The sequence below is a fragment of the Bacillus sp. SIMBA_008 genome (assembly GCF_046535495.1).
Classification (GTDB): domain Bacteria; phylum Bacillota; class Bacilli; order Bacillales; family Bacillaceae; genus Bacillus; species Bacillus subtilis.
Genome location: NZ_JAWRWL010001098.1, coordinates 1 through 243, shown reverse-complemented (window position 1 = coordinate 243; position 243 = coordinate 1). Strand labels below are relative to the sequence as shown.

Here is a 243-nt window from a genome sequence, read left to right as displayed (position 1 = left end):
ATTAGGTGGTTTAACACTTTTAGATACGAAACAAGGTGGCGAAGGAATGCCTCTTGTACTTGTTCATCTTGAAAATTTACAAGCAAAAAGTGTATTAGCTTTCATGGGTGCTATGGAAGAAGTACATGCGAAGAGTTACAGTCATATTTTCACAACGTTAGCTACAGAAGAAGAAATTGATGATATTTTTGAATGGGTAGACAATCATCCATTACTTGAGAAAAAAGCTGGTATTGTTACTAG

1 protein-coding gene is annotated in these 243 nt (G+C 35.0%); it reads left to right on the top strand.

What is annotated here, in order from left to right:
* The coding region (locus tag SB658_RS26815; protein WP_410603538.1) for a ribonucleotide-diphosphate reductase subunit beta at positions 1-243 on the top strand (243 nt) is incomplete at both ends.